A 21,667-nucleotide genomic window follows, 5' to 3' on the forward strand; every position below is an offset into this window, starting at 1 on the left:
AAACAGAAGCTTAACAGGGCGAATCCAAAACTACGGGAAATAAGTCTTATCATTAGTTCAGAGTGATTTATTAACGCTTTCTACCAAATCTCACTAGATAGAAATCGAGTCCTCTGCTGACAAGATTACCCACTGTTTTTCGAACACGCTTGGTGTTTGATAAAGCCATAAATAAAACGTATTTGTCTTAATCCCACATGGATACGGAATAAAGAACTTCTTACACCACTTGATACTCCTAACATCAGCATACAAGCCAAACTGGCCACTGATTGCATCAATATCGTCAGTCAATAAGAAACTGTAATCTACTCTGGGATTTGCAACGCCATCTTCCAACAATGCCAATTCAGCCGAGCTCTCCAGTGCGAGTACATTGTCTAAAATGTTGATTTGCACGATGACACCGCCAGCAACCAAGCCAAGGTCAACACCGCCTGTGGCAAAACCACCAAAGTTTGCTGAGAATATATCACCTTCACTGTACAGCTCACTAAGCGCATAACCCAAGGTAAGTTCGAAGCCTACCCCTCCTTCAATACCCGCTGATACTGTTATGGGGATAGGCCCCACAGTGAATTTTGCTTGGGCGAGAATACGCTCTTCTTCCCATGACTTTTCGAAGGTTTTTTCAAACTGAGCGTTCCAATAAGCATCTTCATAAACCGTGGTGTTAAAGATGATCATCTCTGAATCGTAACCAGTATTTAACCCAGTCACGTATGCTTGGCCGTCAAAAGATACCCCAAAGATGGTGTTATGAGCATTAAACACCCACATATCAACACTTCCACCCGCTTCCAGCGATGCTGCTTTGTCGAGTAAATCTACTTGAAGCTCACCAGCAAGCTCAACGCCAACTCTGAACTTACTTTGATCACCATAGCCTTTATCGTACGACCCATCTACGGTGAGTTTGTTACCAGTAAACTCAATATCTTTGCTATCTACCCAGTCACTATTCTCACTGTTTGACACTGTTGACGTTTCTTCGTCAACTCGCTCAAAAAAGAACAGCGGCACAGTAAGCACAACGTCATTATTATGCTCTGTGTGCTCGTCATCATCGGTAGTAGCCGTTGTATCTTCTAACGACATTCTAATCGTCAACTCGTTATCTTGGCTTTCCGCGTCGTAACTCTCGTACAATAATGCCAATTGCGTATCAGATAATGCGACATCGAAACCAAAGAAATGCTCATCACCATTGTACGCAAAGTCAATGGGCTGATTCATAACATAATCAGCACTTGCGGCATCCCATAGCTCTACCGATTGGTAGTTTCCATTAATTAATACTTCGGCTGAAAGGTAGGCTGTTGCAGAGTGCGGGCCATGATAGATGGCATCCATGTGTCCTATTATGTCGGTGTGATGTTCACCGGTTCCCGCGTGCACTTCCGGGCTATCAAGAACGACCACACCGTCATCAATGTACGCCGAGACTACATCAAAATCATGCTCTGGTGGCGCAAGCACATCGATCTCTACTGCCGGGAAATCACCGTTAACATGGTCTTCATTATCAATACTGGGGTGATTGTCATCTTCGTTGATTTCTGTGATGTCGTCATTCGGGTCTACAATAGCGACAATCCAGTAGTCTCCACTAATGGAAACGGAGGGGATTTCCACGTCGAATGCTTCAATACTACTACCGTCTTCAACCGCAGCGTGGGTAATCGATGACAAAAAGTGAGTTTCAGTTATCTCAAGTTCTTGGTCGCCCTCGGCATTATCCGATTCACTGTGAACAAGGTAAAAATCCACCACAACGTCCATTCCGGCGGCTTCTTGCGCTTCCAACACATAGTCAACCACTAAGGTTTGACCCATTTCGTAGGTACGCAAATTATTTGCCTGAATCTCAGAGATAGTAAGATTAGTGCCGGTTTCAATAACTGGAGTATCGTCGGAACTGCTACCGTTACACCCTGAAACTAAAACACCCACAAGAAGTGACAAAGAGAGTTTTATTTTATTGTTCATTTACTTACCACCGGTGAAGCAAAAGTATGCACTTGGGAAATCATAGTGGATAAATGATTAAGTTCAACAACTTTCAATAACATCGTGAGAACTACTGTGCCAACCACTTATACATTACAAAGCAATCCACCAACCCAAACCGACGGTGGTTATAGGCTTTAGGAAGCGTGCCTACAATGTCGTACCCCATCGTTTTCCATAGGTTTACCGCTATCTCATTGGTCGACACCACACAGTTGAACTGCATGGCGTCAAAACCAAGCTGTAATGCAACCTTCTGTGAATGAGCACACATTTGTCGTGCTACACCTTTGCCACGAGCTTCGCTGGCAACCATGTAACCGCAATTACAAATATGTCGGCTTGGCCCTTTGGCGTTGGCTTTGATGTAGTATGAACCCAGTACTTTATCGCCCTCAACAAAAACATAGGTTTTGGCGGGTAATTGACACCACAGTTCGAACGCTTGATCTTTTGTCATATCTGCGTCGAACGCGTATGTCTCTTGAGCTTCAATCACCGCTACAAAAGTTGGCCAAAAAGCATCAAAATCAGCTGGTGTTATTTCCCTTAACACTAGATATTTCCTTGTAAAGCGAGAGCCCTAAATGTCGCTTTAGATCTAAGATCAACAGCCCCTAGGCACTCACATTTCGCCTAATCAAAACAAACACACCAAAGAGGGACATGTAAGCGAGAACGGAAGGTGCAGACACCCTTTGAAGAGTCGCAAGCTCATCAATTTCAGACGCTGTTAGTAATTGGTCATAAATAGCCAAACTATCCATACCTCCCGAGTAAAAAGATCCGTTTCCAACCAAACTTCCCGATGATTGAAGCGGATCAAACGCAGCTATATCCGAGCGAATGTGATAACGACCTATATCGCCGCTATCGATCACCCTACCTTGTCCTGACGATGTGACTGACGAGGAATCAGATAGCACACCATTTATAAACAAAGAAAGTACCGTATTACCTGTCCCATCATTAAAATCTTGTGTGAGTGCAACGTGCGTCCATACATCAAGATAATTCACATCAAAACCAGCGATAGCGGTTTGATTTTGGCCGTTAGTATATGCCGCTCGTATGCCCGTGCTATCAGTATAAATAGTAGTTCTTAAAAACCATCCCGAGTCATCGTCAAAGCTTATCAACGCTTGATTCGTTAGTTGATCCGACTTTATCCACATCGAAACAGTAAAATCTGCATTGTCTGCCATGAGTGTGCTGTTGTTGTCACCCAGATCAATGTATGAACTAGTACCGCTAAAATAGGCAGCATTACCATCTACACCGGAACCATAGGTTATTCCACTAGCGCCGACGACATTGTAAGCTGGATCTGATGTAAGGTTATTTTCAAAGTCCCAGCTTGCGATTACAGCGGCATGGGAGAATGATGATGTGAGTAAAAGTGAGGCGATTAGAATTATTTTTTTCAATGTACTTTACCACTCTTTGAACTAATTTTTATTCGAAAGCGGGCAAGCAAGCTTCACACCAAGCCAATAAAACTCTGATTTAGTTAACTTTTATAAAAACCCTATCTTATACTGTTAAGAAAGCTGACAGAAGACGATTAGTCTCCTGGCTTTCATTACTCCTCAATATCCTTTGAGATAGTCCAACAACAACTTTGCATTACTCCCTGGCTGGATGTTTTTGGGCCAAACGGCTGAGAGCGTTAATGGTTCAATGTTCCAGCCTTTGAGCACGTGAATCAGTCTACCTGTGTCTAACTCATTGATGACTTGAGAGTCTGATAACACAGCTAACCCCAAACCTTTTAGGCAAAACTGATAAATAGCTTCGACGCTGTTCACCTCAATTTGGCTATTGAAGACCAACGTTTGACGTTGTCCTTCTCGTACAAACACCCGACTGTTGGAAAGTTGCTGTAACTTGATCCAATTCCAACAAGTGAGGTCTTTTGGTTTCACTGGTTTACTATGCTTTCGATATAGCTCAGGAGTACAAACGAGTAGCCTCTTTATCTCACCTATCTTAGTAGATTTAAGGTCACTGTCTTCCAGTGCCCCTGCTCTAATGGTGATGTCTACGCCTTCATCAATAATTCGGCTTCTTGTATCTGAGTAATCAATGTGTAGTTCGATCTTAGGGTACGCCAATGCAAAATCTGCTATTCGATCATTAAGCGACGAACGACTGAGTGCAGTTGGCATGGTTATCTTAAGTTTGCCAAAGGGTTGACTCTGTTGGCTCGACAAAAGCGCCATGCCTTGTTGGGCAGCGTTTAGCATGTTTTTCACATGTTGGTAGAAGCGCTCTCCCTCGCTACTTAGTGATACATTCCTTGTCGATCTGTACAGCAGTGCGCTGCCTGTATTCTCTTCGAGTTTAGCAATGTGATAGCTAACCACCGACGGCGATAAATTTAGCGAAGTGGCTGCGGCTTTGAATGACCCTAACTTGACTACTTCAGCGAAAATCGCCATGGCCTTAAGTTCATTAATCACTTAATTATCCCAAAAATTAGAATAGTAAAAACAAATTAAACCATCTAATCATTTCAACAACAATGGGTAACACTAATTGCCCGTATAAATTTAACGAGTAGACTTTATGGTGCTATCAATGATGTTGTTTTCACTGGTTCTGTCGATCAGCCCTGGGCCAGTCAACCTTGTCGCCCTGACATGTGGGTTCAATAATGGTTTATTGCGCTCCATACCTTTTGTTAGCGGTTCAACCTTGGGGTTTGTTACCTTGTTGTTCGCCACAGGAATGGGCTTAGGTGAGATAAGCTTGTATTTGCCCAGTGCGTATGACTATTTAAAGTATCTTGGCTGCGGCTACCTCCTTTATCTAGCGTTAGCTATATCTACCAGCAAAGTAGCTGAGCCAAATGAAGATCCAAGGTCTAACACTTTTTCTTTCTCGCAAGGTTGGTTGATGCAGTGGCTCAATCCAAAGGCTTGGGTTGCTTGTCTAGCTGGCTGCAGCGCTTTTGGTGTCTACGAGTCGGATACGAGGTTTAGTCTGTTTATCGGTATTTACTTAGTGATCTGCTTTGTAGGTATTGCAAGCTGGGCATTGTTGGGAAGCAAGATGAATAGTGTTTTGCGGTCACATCGGCACATAAAGTTGTTCAATAAACTGATGGGGCTCATTCTTGCTGTTTTAGCGACAGCCTTGTTGTTCAGTTGATTGCAGCAGAAGTTGTTGAGGAGTGTTTGCGCGATGTGCAACAAACACTCCACCGTGCATTATCAATAGGTAGTAAACACTCCAAAGCTCAATGGCGCTAATAAAATACTAGCGTCATCGTCTCCAATCAGTTTGGCATCACCGCCCACCAGACTAAGCGTAGCGTAATCTCCCACGACAGGCACTACCTGCGCGTTCGGTGATAGATTGAACGCAATATAAACTTCATTTCCCTGTTCATCCGCACGTACAAAGGTAAAGGCCTGTTGCTGATTGTCTAACCAACGAACGCGTTGATCACCATAGCTAAGTAGCGGAATAGACTTTCTCAGTACAGCAAACTCGCTAATTGCCCGGTAAATTGGATGGTCAGTATCAAAGTTACTCTGTGCGGTGGTTGCAGATGTGCCCAGTAAGGTATTGTCGTTATAGCTAGCCACTGAGGATGGCATCATATCTTCCCTTGCGTCCACATCATGTCCATCACCAGTGAAGCCTTGCTCGTCACCATAATAAACAACAGGAATTCCTCGTGATACAAACATCATGGCATGGGCCAGTATACTGCGCTTGAGCTTTTCTTCAGAGGAAACATTGGGTAAGTAACGTGCAATAAAATGACCTGGTCTACCCATATCGTGGTTACCCAAGAAGGTAAGCAATTGGTTCACATTGCTGTCTTCGTCGTTGTAGAGATGGTCGTGGTCAAGCAAGTCACTCACTTGACTCACTGGGTTGTTGGCAAAAAAAGTGCCGCCTACTGCCGCCTGAAAACCAAAGTCTAACACCGCGGGTAACTGACCTGTTGTAGTAAACTCACTTAACACTCGTGGATCTGGGTCGTAAACCTCACCGAAGATATGAAAATTGGGAATTCCAACCTGTTGAGCATGTGCCATAATCGCCGGTGAAAACGCCTGCCAAAAAGGTAACTGCACGTGTCTAACTGTATCTACACGTAAGCCATCAGGTTTAAACTCTGATATGAGCTGACTGTAAATATCTATCATTCCCTGCACTACTCGAGGATCTTCAGTATTAACATCGTCCAATCCATTAAAATCACCATAAAGGCTATTTTCACCTTCAAAAGTTGTGTCACCTTGATTGTGGTAGTAGCTAGGGTCATTGAGCCATGCCGGAGACTTTACCCCCTGTTCTGTGTCTGGCACAAACGGAGTGTAAGTACCCGACTTTGCAACCGTATCTAGAGATCGATATTCACAAGACGTTAGACCTTCGATAAAAGCACCGTCACTTTCGTGACATTCTCTGTACTTAATAACGTCAGCAGTATGATTGGTAATAATATCGAAGAAGACCTTAATGCCCTTTTGATGCGCGGCTGTTATTAACTGTTTTAAGTCGGCGTTACTACCAAAATGAGGATCAACTTCACCAAAATCCACAATCCAGTACCCGTGATGTGCAAAGCCATCCTTTTGAACCGCTTTATTGCGTAGTATTGGCGTCATCCAAATGGCAGTGATCCCCATACCTTTGAGGTAATCGAGTTTTTGCTCGATACCTTGCATGTCGCCACCGTGAAATGCCCACTTTGATGACGGGTCAAACCCCCCATGTGAAATAGACCCCTCTGGCGCCCCCAAATCGTTGGACGGATCTCCGTTATAAAATCGATCGGGCATAACAAAATAAAACACATCCTCTCGGACATCCCGAGTAAGATAATTGTCTGGGTTTTGAGATGTAGGAGAGACAATCTGGTCATTATGCTCTGGAGCGGGTGTACACCCCAATAGAACAATACTTAAACTCAGCGACACAATTTTGGGGAATGACTCTATCAATCTCATGATCTACTCCGTCCTGTCTCTCATCACAGCCGCGATGATGTCCATCGCAAGACGCTCATCCGCTTCCTCAGCCATACCACTGATGCCTATACCACCAATGACCTTCCCGGAGGTGCTTTCAATTGGTACACCACCAGCCATACCTGTGATTCTGGGGTCGGTCCAGAACCCAAGCGTTTTGTGAGTCTCTTTTGCCCATGCGGCCAATTGACTAGTTTTTTGTCTGTCTCTTGCCGATGTATATGCTTTGTTTTGTGCCAACACACAGCTTTGCGGGCTGGCACCATCAGCACGAGAAAAGGCAATCAGCTCACCCGCACTGTCAACCACAGCTACAGCAATGTTTTCATTGTTCATATTGGCCCAATCGAGTGAAGCACCTATTAGGGCATGTGAAATATCTAAAGTTAAAGTATTCATCATGGCAATTCATCTCCACGAGCACTCACATACAAGGCATACCAATCTTCTCTGGTGATAGTTATTGTTGTTGCTTGGGCGCTTACTTTAATGCGATCTGGATTGGCAGAGCCAATAATTGGCTGAATCATTGACGGGTGACGCATCAGCCAAGCGAGTACAAGTGCGTCAGGGCTAACACCGTATTTATTGGCAAGATTGGTTACCAAATCTCGGGTTGCCTGTTCTTTAGCATTCAAAGATACATTTGCACCCGAGTACTTACCTTGACTAGCCGGTGCCCATGACTGCATCTGAATACCATTGAGTTTGGCGTACTCCATGGTTCCCGCAGTAAAGTTCACATGCTGACCGTCAGGGTTACCTGCATAAATGCCCTCTTCCAACCAACCTAGATTAGTCAGGCTCATCTCTATTTGGTTCGCTACCAGTGGCTTCTCTAGGTAATGATTCAAGCACTGCATTTGCGCCCCATTCATGTTAGATACACCGAGATGACGAACCTTCCCTGATTGATGTAACTGATAAAACGCTTCAGCCACTTCCTCAGGTTGCATGAGCGGGTCTGGACGATGAAGTAGTAAAATATCGAGATAGTCAGTGTTCAAGCGCTTAAGAATGCCTTCAACAGAATGCAGTATCCACGAAGCTGAGAAGTCATAACGTTTGGGTCCAAATTCATCATCAAAACGAATACCGCACTTAGATTGAATAATGAGTTCAGAACGCAATGCCGGACGCTGTGCTAGGAGTTCTCCAAATACCTTTTCCGCTTTGCCCATTTTGTATATGTCGGCATGATCAATAACATTTATGCCTGCGTCTAATGCTGCATCTATTGCGCAATGCGCTTGACGTTTTTGTTCTGAAGTTGTGGGGTTAGTATCCCAGTCGCCACCAATGGCCATACAACCGTAAACCAATTGGCTGGCACTCGGAAAATACGTTTGAATAGGTAATGTATTCATCGCGCGCTCTTTTTGTGAATTTGAATAAAGTGTAGCGACTGACATGAATAGTTACAGGGTAAAAAGCCGAAATCACCATTCGCTATAACAATCAATTGAATTCACTATAACTATAGATTAAGGTCGTAACATTCCGTTTTTCCGAGCTACACACCATGAAATCTCATAAAAAAGTAGAAAGGCTCATGCTATTTTCTGCCGTCGCTGAAACCCTGAATTATGGTACAGCGGCTGAAAAACTTGGCATTTCACGGGGCTACCTATCAGAGCAAATTAAAGCGCTAGAACTAGCGTTGGGTGTAAAACTACTTCAGCGTTCTACTAGGCAAGTCAATTTAACCAGTGAAGGAAAACAAGTACACGCTGATGCTCAGCTGATCAATAACGCCATGGTTGCTATGGAGAAAAAGCTCAACAAAGAGCAAACCGAGTTAAAAGGTGAAATATCGGTCACCGCTCCAAATATGTTTGCTCACTATATACTCAGCGACATTTGCTACGACTTTACCCGTACACATCCCGCAGTGACTTTCAGTATTGACTCAAGTTATCAAAGACATGATTTGAATCGCGGTCACTTCGATTTGGCTTTCCGTTCCACCAACACACCACCACAAGATATGGTGGCGAAACCCCTCATGAGCTATCAACACGTTATCGTTGCCGCTCCGAGTTATGTGGACGAATACGGCCTGCCAAAGGACGGCAATGCATTACTGAAGCATCAATGCTTACATGGCCCCGACATAGATACGTGGACGATTAACAGAAAACGTTTCCCAATCAAAGGTTCAGTAAAGCTCAATGATAATGTCAATCTCATTAATCGAGCACTTGATGGCAGGGGGATTGCCAGATTACCCGACTATATTGTTAGCGCGCATTTGCGCAATGGTTCACTCGTTCAAGTATTAGAAGAGCACACACCTACTCCACACAAGTTGTACATCATTCACCCTCAGAAATTACATCAGTCTTTGCGAGTGAGAGAATTTATCGACGCCGTCACTTCTATAGTGTCTACAACAACTAATCAATGAACACTTATCACCAGCGCTAAAGCCTATTGAAGATATTTAACGTAAATGCGAACAAGAATTGTATACAAAGCGAGCAAATGCGGTTTATTATTTAGTCAACAACAATAAGTCACACGGAGTGGGTGATGACAAAATCACATAGAAATGTGTTTAGATTTATTCTATTCACGTTATTACTGGGCGCAATGACTTTGAGCCCAAGCTATGCTGGTTTACTCGAAGATCACTACACGCCTAGACCGTTTGAACCTACCTACCTTGAGCTAAACACTCGCTATCAGAGCCAGCCTACCCTCGAAACACACGAGTCTTTAGTGCGTTTGCTGATTGAGTATCACAGAGTCGACCTATTAACTCCTCACTTACTCGAATCCGAACAGTTCAACCGAGGTGACCACAAAATACTTCACGCATTTGCTCAAGGATTCAGCGCGGCATCAGCGGGCCAATACGCCGACGCAGAAACATTCTATGAAAGTGCCTTATCTTTGCTGTCTGACAGCCAAGATATCTCACCTCGGTTTACTAGTGATGCAAAGTGGCGAGCCTCATTTTCACTGCATGCGGCAGTGAATCAAGCCTATTTACAACGCTACACAAAAGCTATCGAGGATTTGGCCGCGATACGCGATGAGGCGGAAGAAAATGGATGGAAAACGATAAAAGCAAAAGCGGATTATTTTCTTGGCAGCGTGAGCTACGAAATCAAAGACTACGAAACCGCCTTAATTCATTATCAAAGAGCACTGACTAACTACCCCGATAACAGAGTATTGCTAATTGCCGAAGCTCAAATGGCAGAAGCCCAAATGCTCAATATCGTTGGGGAAAGAGCGCAAGCCTTTGAAATCTTACAGAACGCAATTTCGACCTTCAATCAATATCAGGACGCTGTAGCATTAGCCTATGCTTATCTTCTTAAATCCTATTTTTTTAGTAAAGAAAATAACCATGAGGCGTCATTAGCATGGATCTATCAATCCGTTCAGATTAGAGAAATTCTCGGCAATGATATTGATATTGCCAACGCCTACGTACATTACGCCTCAACACTCTTAGAAAACAACAAGCTTGAAGAGGCAAGAACCTACGGGTTAAAAGCGATTAGACTCGCTGAACAAAACCAAGATTTGTCAGGGCAATGGGATGCCTATGTATCTCATGCGATTACACTGGCCGAGTTGGGTGAATACCAAAGTGCGTATGAATATATGTTCAAAGGTGAACGCACACTACTAAGAAAAGCAAGACTGGACATAACCGCCGAGACCGCGAGGCTCAACAGTGAATTTAACCTAGAACAGCAGCAACTTCGCAATCGAGCACTCGACAATGAAAATGCGATGCTCGAAGCACAACTCTTGTTAAAAGAGCAACAACAAGAACGTCAAAAGTGGACCATGGTGGGTTTATCCACACTGCTTGTTTTTGTAGTTTGCTTTATATTTTTGATTTACGCCCTCTACAAAAAGAATCAACTATTGGCAACGCGAGATGCATTAACGGGGATCCACAACCGAAGAAGCATCATGGAACTAGCAAATCAGTCGTTTGCAGTGAGCAGACGTTATGATTCAGAGTTGTGTGTACTCATGTTAGACATTGACAGCTTCAAATCTATTAACGATAACTACGGCCACCACGTGGGCGATGAAGTTCTCAAATTTGTGGCTACCACTGCAACTAAAACCCTTCGAGATAGCGACTATATTGGTAGAATTGGTGGCGAAGAATTCTTGATTGTATTGCCCAACACTTCGGCACAGCAGGGACTGAATCTCGCACGTAGGCTATGTAAAAATATAGAAAGTCAATCGCTTCGCTCTAAGCTTGGTGTCGCATCTGTCACTGTCAGTATCGGATTGGCCCCCAACTCTACCCAATGCAAAGACTTCCCTGAACTATGTAACTATGCAGATGTCGCACTTTACAGTGCCAAAAATAGCGGAAGGAACCGCGCAGAGGTTTACGCTTAATTTTCTATTTATTAGCGAATGTCACGGCTGTAGTCCCGTTGAATGATATATGGCTCACGCATAAAGCTAACATCCTCTTCCAGTGTCGATGAATAATCTGCTATCCAAGCAGTTATCCCTTCTGAATGAACAGAGGTTTTACTTACGGCGAAATACGTAGGAATTGATGCGATGGTTTCAACGATAAATCTATCCTCAAAGGTCTCACCCATCTGTTTCAACATATATTCAAAAGGTCCCTTATAGGTAATGATATGCTCACTTCTACGGTGCAAAAAAATTCGGACCGCGTCGACGGGACTGGGCACATCAATAAATCGATAGCCTTGTTCAGATAACACTTGCCTGCTACCTGCGTAGTCATATGCCCGAACGGAGGCTACCGTATCTTGTTGTGCATCTAAATAGCTGACAAGACTCAGGTTAATAAAGGAGAAAGGGCGATTAAAAAACTCCACTTTCCCTTGAATTCCTCTTGTAGAAGATATATTGATTGTAAAGTCCACCTCTCCGGTACCTAAACGCCTGAATAAGCGTGCTGGCGGATTACAAACCACATTGATGGAATAAGGGCTTGCTTCGAATATCTCCAATACTCGATCGACAAAAGGCCCGTCACATACCATAGACTCTCGATTTAGAATCGTGAATGGAGGAAAGTCGATTACCGCAAGTGTAATAGGCTGCTTTTCGGCTGATTGAACTGTAGTAGTTGTAGCGGCTGCATCACCACTAAAAACCACTAAAAATAAAATTAACGCGAACAATGATTTAATAATTTTCAATCAACCTACTGCTGTTTAGTGTTAATCCTAACCCAAGTTTAGGTGCAGGTGGCGATCAATTCAATCGAGCTGCGTTGACTAAAGTAAAGTTAATCTAGGTTGGTTGAGATACAAAAAGCCAATGCTTATCATGGAAGTGGACTAAAAGGGCGCATCATGAAGAATCATTTCAAAATACTTACTGCCATTATGTTGGTTACACCCTTGCCTATTAAAGCGAGTCCACCTGCCACTCATCTCAGTCAATTTGAGCACGGTGTTGAAAATTTTGAACTTGAGTCATTTTATTTTGGTGGTGAACAAACCCGTTTTGTGTGGCTAAACATGCCGGCTTTTTTTCATCACGTATCTATTCCCGCGCATCAAACTCTGCCACTCAATGTAAAAACCGACCCAGATTTTGCGCACACTCAAATACACGTTAAGGGTGTAGCACAATCACTCACCAGCTACGTAACGTCAGACAATCGCATAGATAGCGTTGTTGTAGTACACAAAGGCGATGTTATTTTTCAACACTACAACACACACCAACCTTGGGACCGTCATATCATATGGTCGGTGACAAAAGTCATGGTATCGACCGCTCTTGCAAAACTTGCAAACCAGCAACAGCTCAACCTTGATGCACCGGTAAAGACCTATTTACCCGCCTTTTCCAACAGTGATTGGGGACAAAAATCTGTTCAGGAAGTTGCCGACATGCGGTCACAAATGAACTGCAATGACAATCAGGGTTTTGATAACCCTCTACACTGTGTTTATCGCGTCGATGAAATATTTGGCATCATGCCCAAAAAAAACTCCACACTGACAAATGCAAAAGAATATCTCATGTCAGTAAGCGCAAATGCTTCTGCCACTCGCTACACAGAATATAATTCTGCCAATACCCTTATTCTTGGATTCATTATTGAAGCAGTGACAAAGAAGCCATTACACCAATCGCTAGCCGAACTTATATGGCAACCTATGGGTGCTGAAGCCGATGGGTTGATGATGATTAACCGCTTTGGTGAATTGTATGCAGGGGGTGGAATTAGTGCCAGGTTAAACGATGTTGCGCGTTTTGGTATGCTATATACAAAAAGCTCAAACATCCCCTTAGTGCTTGACCAAAATGCCTATGGACTTAGCATTAATCAGCCTGATACCTTTTCGCCACAACGCAAAGACCACCTGAACAAACTGTTTAACGGTGACTCTCCCCACTACAGCAAAATGCAATGGGACCTCATATGGTCTGATGGAGACATGTACAAAGATGGATTCTCTGGTCAAGGAGTTTATGTATCTCCAGCCAATGACCTGGTGATTGCTTGGTTTGGAACAGCAGATACAAATTTCAATATACACCATTTACTACCCGTAGCTCGACAATTGTCTACTCACTTTAGACAAGATCAATAATGGCTTTGGGATTGTCTGTTATACAGGTCTAGCAAATGGTTTCTAAGGTCTTTTTTAAACAAGCTGGTAGTCGCTCAGTTAACTGACTACCAGCACGACTGCTACAGTACACAATCCTTAATAGCCACGTTGACATCGGTGAGTTTTTCTTTATCTATCAACACTTTTTTTGCAATCCATCGCCCACCGAGCACATAAGCTTTTGGCGCATTAATGGCTTCAACACACACCAGGGCCTCTCCATCAAAATGCCAGACCGACAGGGCGTTATCCCCTTCTTCTCGCACTAGGATGTTGTCGGCATCTTTTGGTAAACCTACGCTTTGCAGTTTGGCATCAAATTGATCAGACCAGAACCAAGGCTGTTCATCATAGGTTGATACTTTGCCAGTGATTGTTTGCGCCACTATTCTCGCCTGCCCAACAGCGTTTTGGACGGATTCAATGTGACATTTGTCTCCCAGTGTAGGATGCGGGAACACAGTACAATCACCCACAGCATAAATGTTTGAAATGCTGGTTTTCATATGAGCATCAACAACAATACCCTGCGGTAATGTCTCTATTCCAGAAGCTTGTGCTAGTTCAGTATTCACCCTTACACCCACTCCAACAATAATCATATCAGCCTTCAATTCAGTACCATCATCAAGTACGACAAGCTGATTCGCTTCACTGGTTTTAACTGCTGACACGGTTTTCTGACAAACAATCTCAATACCATTGGCCTTGTGCTTGTGAGTCATAAATGTAGATAAAGGTTCTGAGGCAACGCGTTGTAAAATACGTTGCTCTCGCTCGACCACAGTAACTTTCGCACCTAACTTTGATAGCGATGCTGCGGCTTCTAAACCGATATAACCAGCACCAACCACTACCACATGGTTTATTGTGTTTTCAGTATTTTGCACCGCTGCTAGGATATCAGTTGCATCATTGGCATCGCGAAGAACAAAACTGTTTTTGGCTTCAGACAACCCTGAAATAGGTGGTATAAAAGGTGTTGCTCCCGTAGCTAACACAACAGAGTCATAATCAATAGCCCCCTCAGAGGTAACAACTTGCTTCGCACTCACATCCAAAGACTCAACTTCGACACCAAGTTTAAGATCGATATCTGATTGGGCATAGGCGCTTTGTGCCTTTAAAGGTTGTAAGGCTGTTGGATCACCACCGAGTAGAAATGCTTTCGAAAGCGGTGGACGGTGGTACGGCAATTGGGGATCTTTATCGATAAGCACGATATCACCGTCAAACCCCTGTTTGCGCAATTCAAAGGCGCAGTTCACACCACCGTGACTTGCACCTACAATGACACACGTGTTACCACTCATGGTTTATCCCTCTGCTACCGTAACGCGAATGCCCTCTAATTTGTCAGAGATAGCGATTTGACAACACAAACGACTATTTTCAGTAACGTTCTCGGCAAGCTCTAGCATGTCGGCTTCAATCTCGCTGGCTTCCCCTACTCTTGCTTTGTCTTCTGGCGCAATGTGCACATGGCAAGTAGCACAAGAGCAAACACCACCGCAGTCACCATCGATTCCGGCAATGTTGTTAGCTACAGCCAACTCCATTAGCGAACCTGAATCGGCTTCTAATACATGTTCCTGTTCATCAGCAGTTATAAAGATAATTTGTGTCATGATCGGTCTCTTTTTTTGTATTTACTATTGCTTATCAGCAATACTTTTTAGGGTAAGGTTCAGTGCGTGAAAGCCGACTTTCCGCTCAACGGTGTCAGATTCACCGGCCCAGACTTCGACATTTTCTTCAAAATCGCCCACTGATATCATGTCAATACGCTCGATAAGTGCTTGGATCCAAAGGCGCAGTAATGTTCTCGCGTGGTGTGCTCCCAAGCATGTATGAATACCAAAGCCGAAACCGACATGAGGGTTCATCTTCCGTGTTACATCTACTTCATTTGGGTTTTCAAACACACGCTCGTCGCGATTTGCCGATGCCCAACACAGAGATATACGGGAATCTTGGTCAACTGCTTGCCCCTCTACTTCCGTTGCTTGAGTGGCCACTCGGCCCATGTGAGTGAGTGGTGAGAAATAACGCACAAGCTCTTCTACCGCACTGGTTATAAATTCGGGCTTGTCACGCAGCAGCGCTAGGGTATTTGGGTAATCTGCAAAATATGCAAGGGTGTTGGTGAGCATATTGATGACCGTGTCCCGCCCCCCTGCAAAAGTAAGTACCATGATCCCTTTAATTTCATCATGGGTGAGCTTTTTACCCGCGACTTCGGCACTACAAAGCAGCGAATAAACATCATCAGAGGGCGTTTTACGGGCGCGATTGATTTGCTCGTCTAAGTAGTCATACAGAATGTTCGCTTTGTCGGCATCAAGGGGGTTGTCCTCGCTTCTGAATACGTGGGTACCCCAACTGATCCAAGTATCAGATTCTGCAAAAGGCACATTAAGTAGTGTTGTCAATGCTTGAGACTGAAGTACGAGAGCTATATCACTTACTGCGTCGACTTCTTTGTTTTGAACATTGTCGAGTAACCTGTGAATCGTAGTAATCAGTTTGTCTTGATAGGCTGGCTCCAAAGGACGCTTAAACCAAGGCTCAAGCAGCGCTCGAAAATCGCCATGCATAGGTGGGTCAAGTTCAAAGGGTAATTGTCGAATCGTACGAATTGCCACTTCCGACGGTACAACAATACGACCAGGAATTGCGCCTGACTGGAAGGTCTTCCAATTGTGCGCGGCTTTGCGCACAGACTTCAAACCCAGTACCATTTTCACTGGATCATTTTGATCGTCGATGTCCATAGTGCCTTGCTGACTGCGAACCGTAGCGAACGCGTCTGCGAACTCACCAACACCCTGACTGTGAGAGAAAGGACAGCCACCAGAGGCAGCTGTCGAAGCTTGATTATCATCACTCATATTGTCACCTTTACACCGTATTTTTACTTTCAAACAGCAAAGTAAAATGGGTCTTGTTCCAAACATGAGTGCAGATTAACAACATTTTTATACCGTTAATGGCAACATAACGCGTAAAAATAGCATTATTTTGTCATTTTTAATAAAGCTTGTTCTCTCCAATATTTTCGTTTTGATGGATGGTAATTGGGTACCCCTCATACAAACTACCAGTGGGGTCTTCACTGATATTCACATTAAACTGATAGGCCGCCACTTCATAAGTGAGATTTTCAGTGTTGAAGTTGATTACGCCAAACCCACTACCTTTCTCATGTGCTTTTATGTAACGATGTTTAGAGCGTCCTTCTTCAGGGTTGGCTACTGCGTATACGTATATGGGATTGCCAAAGGCATCTTTGTATTCGCCAGTATTAGGGCGATTGTGTGAGGGTCGATTACCCACGGGTAAATCAATATTGTCAGGTAGCCACCAGCGGGGCCATCCCGCAGAAATAGCCGGTGAACAAAATGCCCAGTTAGCGTTTCTTTGACCATTCACGCCGTACTGGGACAATGTGCCTAAATGGGTGTCTCCACAAATGTGAAGGGCTTTTGACTCCCGCATGATTTCAACCGCACGGTTTCGTGCACTGGCGGGCCAACCACTACTGTCGAAGTCATATTTTAGATACTTTCGTGGGTTCACTTGGTGGGTTGCAATACCGGCGAATACGGTTTGACTGAGTACCGCTTTTAGTTTGTGACCGTCCCAGCGCTGCGCCCAATTTTTGAGAAACTGCTCTTGTTTACTACCAAGCAGTTGCATGTCATTGCGATCAAAGGCTTCATTAACCTCAGTAGGAGATTCTTCATTACCGGTCTCGCCCACTAAAATACCCAGTTGAGAGGGCCAGCTTTTCCATTGTCTGTCAGCTAGAATTGCAAAGCTCACATTCGCATAGTTGAGTTCGGTGAAGTATACGCCGATGCCATATTCAGATGCGTCGGGATTAACGGGGTCTGGTAAGTGAGAAACACAAGTTTTGTGAATGGCATTAACCACTTCTGGTGATTCTGCATACCCCCCCAGTAAAGACGCACTAGGGTCTTTGGTAAGGTTCTCCATAGGCTTACCGCCTTCACCCCAAAGATTGCCCTGAAGTACGTCGTGATCGTCCGGTAAACAAACCGTTGGGTTGTTTCGCATGGTTTCTTTAAAGGCCCAGCCAAACTGATAGTACTTACGCAAATAGTTAAGCAGTGCAGGCTTAGTCGGCGAGCGAACAATGCCATAGCCACCGTGATGCTCGTAAATTTGGTCACCGGAGAAAAACACAATATCCGGATTATAACGAAGTACATTATCTACCACAGGTTGGTAAGGAAACCCGTAGTCATTTTGGCATGTTAGCGAGGCCATTTTGAGGTTATTGCCCGCTGGCGGAGCCTTCAATACGCCTTCGTAAAACACCGATAAATCAGGTTTACTAAGGTCTCTGGTGTACTTTACACGATATTGTGTATCAGATGACATCGCTAGGTCTTTGACTCTGAAGTTCGTGACAAAGCACAAAGGGTCGATAGTGTCTTGGGCAACAGTAATCCACTCTCCATTTGACGCGATTTGTAGTTCAACAGTTTGGTTGTCCAACGGACTTACAGGTGCCATTACAGCAGTTAGCGCAACGTCTTTTGTGTTTTTGTTAGACGGCTCGTTAATGGTGTACATGGCCCATAGTATAGGCCCCCAGGCGTTTTGCGCTGTGTGCTGTACCCCTAATCCACTGACTTGCCAGTTCGCAAAACTAAACAGGCTACCCTTATCTCGCTTCTCCGCCTCTAAATGAGTTTGATGTGGAATGTGACTATTCGCAGAAATTGCAATGTTTCCTACCAATGAATCTGAATCAGTAAGTTTAGTTATACTGCCAAGAACACTGTGCGTTTCAACGTTACTGGCGGTCAATGTAAGCATTATCCCCTGCCCTTGCTTTTGACCTGATAAGACAAGATTGACTTCAGATAGCTCGGAAACCTCTGTTAGCGCTAGGTGCTTGTTATCGATAAATAGACCTTTGTTATCAACACCCGCCTTGATGCCATTGTTTGCGAAACAGTGACCGCGATGGTCATCTATTTCGCTTTTTATCCCTAACTTGAACCCTGCACCACCGACAAAACCAGTCTGGCTCTTATTTGAGACGGTAACTTGGGTAACAAATCCCGCTTGAGGTTTGTCTAATTGCAAGGTTAACCAATGTACATTACGACTGCCAAACTGGCTGTCACAGATGGCAGTGCCGCTTTCCACTCGCCAATCTTCCATGGGATTAGCCCACATCTTGTCACCTAGCCATACTTGATCGCTAAGGCTCTGCCAGTCGTCACTGAAGACAGTATCTTCAGACCGAATAGACGCTTGAGGTGAGGAAGAGGTAGTGGCTGCGGTACTGCAACCTAGTGTAGAACCAATCGCCGTGGCCAAAGCCATTTTAACCGTTCTGCGACGCATTAAATCAGGTTTATCGGACATAGGTTATCCTTGGAGTTTGCTAAAGAGAGGAACGCTGATAAGCATCAATGTCTGTCAGTTAAGATAGATGGTTGTGATAAGTTCACCGAGGGAGAAGTAGCGAACATTTTACCACACGCCGTAAACCGTCCATGGGGCTCGGCTTCGGCATCCATGCCTCAGACGGCTGTAAAACGTTCACGACTCTCCCTCAACTAAGCCAACACTCTATGAACTGATTTGTTGTGCTCACTAACAGCGCTACACCATAGTTCAATTACTTATCTTCGCCAAAACGACGAGTATACATATTGCCGTTAATAAATCTGGCGGCATCTACCATAGGTGCATAAGGCGTGTCGGTGACGTTAACAAAACCTACGTTATAGTTTTCGCCGTCGTATGCACGACCTGTGATTGGCGAATCCATGTATTGGAACCAATGGGCGCCAACAAAATACGGGTTATCAACCACCGAATGCATGTAATCAATAAACATTTGCGCACGGTCTTCTTGGGTTGCCGCTTGAATCAAGCCAGGATGGAACAAGCCATTATCTCTTGCTCCCATATGGAATTCACCGATAATACTTGGCATATCAATGTCGGCCAAAAACTCCCAAGATTTAGGGTGTAATCCCTCTTTGTAGACGTTATATGACATCACATCAACGTGTTTAGTCGCCGCTTGCACAACTTCAATAGGCATACCCCAGTCAGGGAATCTAGCACCTAAGTACATGTGGTTCGGTAAATGTTTATCCATTGCCCCGTTAACAACAGCAAAGTACTTTTCACCGTACAAATACAAAAGCTCTGCATAGTCTTTGAGTTGCTCGTCATTGTTTATCGTCGAGTCTACACCCGCATCAAACTCAGCCCATGAGGCAACTGAAGTCCCCCACACTGCATTCAACTTAGCAATATCCTTGTACTTGTCGCGCATATGGGCGGTGAACGCTGCCTTTGTAGGAACATCGGCACCATCACGCTTTAAAGTGTGAAGTACGATTCCGTAGTGGGCTTGAGGCGATTCACTGCGCCCGAAGCTTTTTTCGTTATCGATAAATACACCCACACACCACGGGCTGCCTTTAACTTGCTGAGCAATGGTAGCTGCCGTGACGTCCGCCCGCTTAGCGAATTCAGGGTCGAAAACATCAGGAAGTGGAGCCCAGAAATCATTACCGCTCGATACGGTTTTAAAGTTACCGATAATCCAGCCATTAGCAAAATAAGGCACTTCTTCGTTGTCGTAAAAGCGTGGGTCGGTCCAATTGCCCAATGAACTAAAACCCCAGTACTTCATACGATCTAACGTCACTTCTTCCCACTTTTGCAATGGATCATCATGGCCGTATTTTCTTGCCAGGTTTGCGGCGTAAAAGCTAAAAGTTTCACCTTCTTTCACAGGCCCTGAATGAGCTGAAGCTCGGTAGCCATACCATTGTCCTAATGGTGAATCATACTCGGGTAGCCAAGAAAACAAATTTGCCCGAACGTCAGATGCCACATAACGAGAATTCAATGCATCCTGGTTAATTCTATTCAGCCCTTTGGAGTCTTCTGGCGTAACCCCGTCACCTTGAATATTGATTTTTGCGGTGTCAAAACTGTAGCCGGTCATTGTTGATGAGTTGGACAAACGAATGATGTCTAACCCTGTCGCAAAGTATAAATAGCCCTCTGGGTCTACCATGGCCCATTTACCATCAACCTTTTCGGTCCTGAAGTAACCCGTTGCCTCTAATTTCGGACCATTAGCCCATCCTCCAAAACGTGAGCGGTCTGGCATTAATTTGCCGTCTAATTTAGCGAGTTCTGCGTCTCGAGTCGCTTCGAGTTCTTCAAGAGAATGTACTTTGCTGTCGAACTCCACATTGGCGTTTTGACCAAATTCGTCAACGATATGCGTAAGAAACGCCTCATTCATTTCTGGGTTAGGACGCAGTCTTACGTTACTTAATACAATGTGCTTATCGAACAGTGCGCTTTGTACCGATAAACTAATATTGGTTATGCCCTTCAGGTTGAGGTTTTTCTTACCCCACATAGAAATAAACTGCACATGCTCAGAGTCCCAGGTTTCAGGGTTGCTGCGAAGGCCTGAGAGGAAATTGAGCTCTTGATTGATGTTGCCATCAGGTGTGCCTAAGTCATGACCGCGCATTTTCGCATAGTAGGTGTTTGAAGCTCCCACGGGAACGGCAACACTTCGGGTATAGGTATGACCATCGATGTCGGTGACGTTTAAATAAAGCTGCACTGAATGAGGACCGGGATTTTCAATATCAAAAGCAAGGTTGAAGTCATTCCACTCGCTCATATCCCAAGGCTCTGCGGGGCTCAAGTTGATACCGCTATATGAGTTGGCTTTCGAAAGAAAAGTTACCGCCAGACCATTTTGTTGTATTTTTGCTTCGGCGTTTATCAGGGCGACAGAGGAAGAAACAGTCTCTGAATCTAAGATAAGCAGGGGTAACTCTGCCTCCATCAACTTACCTTGAAATGTATTGGCTACGTCCAATGCACTGGAGGTTTGGTCCGTATCATTTGTTGAAACTTGGGTCTGACAACCTGCTAATGCAGTCATCAGAGAAAGCGCTAATATGGTCCTTTTCATGTCCTAACTCACAAACTATTTACATTGAAAATCGAGTATACATAACTTTTTGACAACAT

The 21,667-nt window shown here is 44.4% G+C and carries 17 protein-coding genes; 4 read left to right on the top strand and 13 right to left on the bottom strand.

Annotation, left to right across the window (positions count from 1 at the left end):
- Window positions 1-93 precede the first annotated feature (93 nt).
- From EYS00_RS08075 to EYS00_RS08090, 4 genes are all read right to left on the bottom strand, one after another.
- On the bottom strand, window positions 94-1,989 hold the full coding sequence (locus EYS00_RS08075; RefSeq protein ID WP_130636056.1) for a hypothetical protein: 1,896 nt from the start codon (window positions 1,987-1,989) through the stop codon (window positions 94-96).
- A gap of 91 nt (window positions 1,990-2,080) precedes the next feature.
- A complete protein-coding gene (locus tag EYS00_RS08080; RefSeq protein WP_130636057.1) occupies window positions 2,081-2,566 on the bottom strand; it encodes a GNAT family N-acetyltransferase in 486 nt (161 codons plus the stop codon).
- 61 nt (window positions 2,567-2,627) lie between these two features.
- Window positions 2,628-3,437, bottom strand: coding sequence for a LamG domain-containing protein (locus EYS00_RS08085; protein WP_130636058.1), 810 nt, complete (start codon window positions 3,435-3,437; stop codon window positions 2,628-2,630).
- 162 nt (window positions 3,438-3,599) lie between these two features.
- Entirely contained in the window at window positions 3,600-4,472 is an 873-nt protein-coding gene (locus EYS00_RS08090; protein WP_207301694.1) for a LysR family transcriptional regulator, read from the bottom strand.
- Window positions 4,473-4,590: 118 nt separating this feature from the next.
- Here EYS00_RS08090 and EYS00_RS08095 point away from each other — a divergent pair, with 118 nt between their 5' ends.
- Window positions 4,591-5,163: a LysE family translocator gene (locus EYS00_RS08095; protein WP_207301695.1), complete on the top strand. Its 573-nt coding sequence runs from the start codon at window positions 4,591-4,593 to the stop codon at window positions 5,161-5,163.
- Between the two features lie 62 nt (window positions 5,164-5,225).
- Here the strand turns inward: EYS00_RS08095 and EYS00_RS08100 are convergent, their stop codons facing one another.
- Genes EYS00_RS08100 through EYS00_RS08110 form a run of 3 tightly spaced genes read right to left on the bottom strand, consistent with a single transcriptional unit; the run spans window position 5,226 to window position 8,368 of the window.
- Window positions 5,226-6,980, bottom strand: coding sequence for an alpha-amylase family glycosyl hydrolase (locus EYS00_RS08100; RefSeq protein WP_130636060.1), 1,755 nt, complete (start codon window positions 6,978-6,980; stop codon window positions 5,226-5,228).
- A 3-nt stretch (window positions 6,981-6,983) separates the two neighbouring features.
- The gene (locus tag EYS00_RS08105) at window positions 6,984-7,403 is read right to left on the bottom strand and encodes a heme-binding protein (protein WP_242618705.1); all 420 of its coding nucleotides are present in this window, start codon (window positions 7,401-7,403) and stop codon (window positions 6,984-6,986) included.
- Window positions 7,400-8,368 (bottom strand): aldo/keto reductase family oxidoreductase, encoded by a 969-nt coding sequence (locus EYS00_RS08110; protein ID WP_130636061.1) that lies wholly within the window; start codon window positions 8,366-8,368, stop codon window positions 7,400-7,402. Before EYS00_RS08110 ends, EYS00_RS08105 begins: the two co-directional genes overlap by 4 nt.
- A gap of 155 nt (window positions 8,369-8,523) precedes the next feature.
- On the opposite strand from EYS00_RS08110, the gene EYS00_RS08115 reads away from it, so the two are divergent.
- Window positions 8,524-9,408, top strand: a complete 885-nt coding sequence (locus tag EYS00_RS08115; RefSeq protein WP_130636062.1) for a LysR family transcriptional regulator — start codon at window positions 8,524-8,526, stop codon at window positions 9,406-9,408.
- Between the two features lie 125 nt (window positions 9,409-9,533).
- Window positions 9,534-11,384, top strand: a complete 1,851-nt coding sequence (locus tag EYS00_RS08120; protein ID WP_130636063.1) for a diguanylate cyclase — start codon at window positions 9,534-9,536, stop codon at window positions 11,382-11,384.
- A gap of 11 nt (window positions 11,385-11,395) precedes the next feature.
- On the opposite strand, the gene EYS00_RS08125 is transcribed toward EYS00_RS08120, so the two are convergent.
- On the bottom strand, window positions 11,396-12,169 hold the full coding sequence (locus EYS00_RS08125; protein ID WP_130636064.1) for a hypothetical protein: 774 nt from the start codon (window positions 12,167-12,169) through the stop codon (window positions 11,396-11,398).
- A gap of 156 nt (window positions 12,170-12,325) precedes the next feature.
- On the opposite strand from EYS00_RS08125, the gene EYS00_RS08130 reads away from it, so the two are divergent.
- Entirely contained in the window at window positions 12,326-13,579 is a 1,254-nt protein-coding gene (locus EYS00_RS08130; RefSeq protein ID WP_130636065.1) for a serine hydrolase, read from the top strand.
- 101 nt (window positions 13,580-13,680) lie between these two features.
- Here the strand turns inward: EYS00_RS08130 and EYS00_RS08135 are convergent, their stop codons facing one another.
- From EYS00_RS08135 to EYS00_RS08155, 5 genes are all read right to left on the bottom strand, one after another.
- Window positions 13,681-14,913, bottom strand: coding sequence for an NAD(P)/FAD-dependent oxidoreductase (locus EYS00_RS08135; protein ID WP_130636066.1), 1,233 nt, complete (start codon window positions 14,911-14,913; stop codon window positions 13,681-13,683).
- A 3-nt stretch (window positions 14,914-14,916) separates the two neighbouring features.
- On the bottom strand, window positions 14,917-15,228 hold the full coding sequence (locus tag EYS00_RS08140; RefSeq protein ID WP_130636067.1) for a 2Fe-2S iron-sulfur cluster-binding protein: 312 nt from the start codon (window positions 15,226-15,228) through the stop codon (window positions 14,917-14,919).
- Between the two features lie 24 nt (window positions 15,229-15,252).
- Window positions 15,253-16,374 carry a cytochrome P450 gene (locus EYS00_RS08145; RefSeq protein WP_130636350.1) on the bottom strand — a complete coding sequence of 374 codons (1,122 nt, stop codon included), beginning with the start codon at window positions 16,372-16,374 and terminating at the stop codon, window positions 15,253-15,255.
- 256 nt (window positions 16,375-16,630) lie between these two features.
- Complete coding sequence (locus tag EYS00_RS08150; protein ID WP_242618706.1) at window positions 16,631-19,006, bottom strand: alkaline phosphatase D family protein; 2,376 nt, start codon at window positions 19,004-19,006, stop codon at window positions 16,631-16,633.
- 256 nt (window positions 19,007-19,262) lie between these two features.
- The gene (locus tag EYS00_RS08155; protein ID WP_130636068.1) at window positions 19,263-21,608 is read right to left on the bottom strand and encodes a lipoprotein; all 2,346 of its coding nucleotides are present in this window, start codon (window positions 21,606-21,608) and stop codon (window positions 19,263-19,265) included.
- Window positions 21,609-21,667: the final 59 nt, after the last annotated feature.

Origin of the sequence: Alteromonas sp. KUL49, from assembly GCF_006538345.1 — a bacterium.
Classification (GTDB): Bacteria; Pseudomonadota; Gammaproteobacteria; order Enterobacterales; family Alteromonadaceae; genus Alteromonas.

Bases quoted from the DNA above. Each gene is read 5' to 3' on its own strand.
- EYS00_RS08075 (WP_130636056.1), bottom strand. From the start codon at position 1,989: ATGAACAATAAAATAAAACTCTCTTTGTCACTTCTTGTGGGTGTTTTA.
- EYS00_RS08095 (WP_207301695.1), top strand. From the start codon at position 4,591: ATGATGTTGTTTTCACTGGTTCTGTCGATCAGCCCTGGGCCAGTCAAC.
- EYS00_RS08100 (WP_130636060.1), bottom strand. From the start codon at position 6,980: ATGAGATTGATAGAGTCATTCCCCAAAATTGTGTCGCTGAGTTTAAGT.
- EYS00_RS08105 (WP_242618705.1), bottom strand. From the start codon at position 7,403: ATGATGAATACTTTAACTTTAGATATTTCACATGCCCTAATAGGTGCT.
- EYS00_RS08110 (WP_130636061.1), bottom strand. From the start codon at position 8,368: ATGAATACATTACCTATTCAAACGTATTTTCCGAGTGCCAGCCAATTG.
- EYS00_RS08115 (WP_130636062.1), top strand. From the start codon at position 8,524: ATGAAATCTCATAAAAAAGTAGAAAGGCTCATGCTATTTTCTGCCGTC.
- EYS00_RS08120 (WP_130636063.1), top strand. From the start codon at position 9,534: ATGACAAAATCACATAGAAATGTGTTTAGATTTATTCTATTCACGTTA.
- EYS00_RS08130 (WP_130636065.1), top strand. From the start codon at position 12,326: ATGAAGAATCATTTCAAAATACTTACTGCCATTATGTTGGTTACACCC.
- EYS00_RS08135 (WP_130636066.1), bottom strand. From the start codon at position 14,913: ATGAGTGGTAACACGTGTGTCATTGTAGGTGCAAGTCACGGTGGTGTG.
- EYS00_RS08140 (WP_130636067.1), bottom strand. From the start codon at position 15,228: ATGACACAAATTATCTTTATAACTGCTGATGAACAGGAACATGTATTA.
- EYS00_RS08145 (WP_130636350.1), bottom strand. From the start codon at position 16,374: ATGGACATCGACGATCAAAATGATCCAGTGAAAATGGTACTGGGTTTG.
- EYS00_RS08150 (WP_242618706.1), bottom strand. From the start codon at position 19,006: ATGTCCGATAAACCTGATTTAATGCGTCGCAGAACGGTTAAAATGGCT.
- EYS00_RS08155 (WP_130636068.1), bottom strand. From the start codon at position 21,608: ATGAAAAGGACCATATTAGCGCTTTCTCTGATGACTGCATTAGCAGGT.